Genomic DNA, 1221 nt, shown 5'->3' on the forward strand with positions numbered 1-1221 from the left:
ACCGTGATCTGGGACGAGGCGTCGGTCGGGCTGGTGCAGGTGTTCCTCGAGGCCGGCTAGGAGGTGGTGGCCTCACCCACCCTGCGGCGGCGGGTGGTGCGGCGACGACTCGTCTGATCTGGCGCTCACCGTGAGGTGCGCGCGCCCCGCTCCACGACGGCGGTGAGCGCCACGGCACCGAGGACCGAGCCGATGATCCCGGCCGGCTGGAGGTCGAAGCCCTCGCCGAAGAGGAGGCTCAGCACGGTCCCGCCCACCAGCGAGCCGAGCAGCCCCAGGCCGAGGGCCCGGGGCCAGTTGACCTCACGCATGGAGCGCCCCAGCAGCATCTGGGCGAGCCCTCCGACGAGGAACCCGAACGCGAGGACGGCGATGATGAGCACGACGCGAACCTACGTGCCCTCGGGCCGGTGGGGCCTCACCCGTCGCGGGTGAGTTCGCCCCCCGGAGCAGTCACCCGACCAGCCCCGGACCAGACCCCCCCGGACGCCGGCTCACCAGTTTTGGCGAACCCATGGACGGTGCGAGCAGACAGGTGCCCACGAGCGGAGTAGTTTCGTGCTGCCGCGTCGGTGGGGAGTCCCTCCCCCGAGATTCCCCGCCGGCACGGTCCATCTCGGGTGCGGTCCCGGCGCCCGCCTGCCTAGGGTGGCCGCATGAGCCGTGACGACGTCGAACGCACCCCCGACGGCCACCACATCGTCGTCGACGGGCGACGGTGGCGTGCCACGGACACCTCGATCCCCGAGCCGCTGCGCGCCGAGCTGGTCAAGGAGCTGATGAGGGCGCGTCGCCTGGTGAGCACCCGTGGCGACGAGGTCCGCCCCTACGTGCAGGACGCGAAGGTCGCGCTCGGCGAGCGCGGCGAGCCCTGGTGGGAGGAGCCCACCGAGCAGGGCCGCCGCGACCGGCTGGCGGCCACCATGCGGGCGCTCCTGCGACACCGGGAGACGAGCACCATCTGCCCCAGCGATGCCGCTCGTGTCGTGGGGGGCGAGGGCTGGCGCGAGGTCATGGACGTGGCACGCGACGTGGCCCGCGAGCTGCACGAGCAGGAKGTCGTCGAGGTGCGGCAGGGCGGTGAGCGCGTCGATCCCTCGACCGCCTCGGGCCCGCTGCGCATCGCTGCCGGACCGGCCCTGACGCGCTGAGCAGGTCGGCGTGCCCCGCTCAGGGCTCGCGCCGCCGCCGACGCCGGCCGGGGACGACCCGGTCCACCCG

Annotated in this window: 2 protein-coding genes; one reads left to right on the forward strand and one right to left on the reverse strand. The window is 73.9% G+C overall.

From position 1 onward, the window contains the following. Positions 1 to 125: 125 nt before the first annotated feature. A complete protein-coding gene (locus tag ACXJKL_RS21315) occupies positions 126 to 383 on the reverse strand; it encodes a GlsB/YeaQ/YmgE family stress response membrane protein (protein ID WP_457208988.1) in 258 nt (85 codons plus the stop codon). 273 nt (positions 384 to 656) lie between these two features. On the opposite strand from ACXJKL_RS21315, the gene ACXJKL_RS21320 reads away from it, so the two are divergent. Further along, positions 657 to 1151: a DUF3253 domain-containing protein gene (locus ACXJKL_RS21320; RefSeq protein WP_457208989.1), complete on the forward strand. Its 495-nt coding sequence runs from the start codon at positions 657 to 659 to the stop codon at positions 1149 to 1151. Positions 1152 to 1221: the final 70 nt, after the last annotated feature.

The organism is Nocardioides sp. P5_C9_2, from assembly GCF_054049555.1.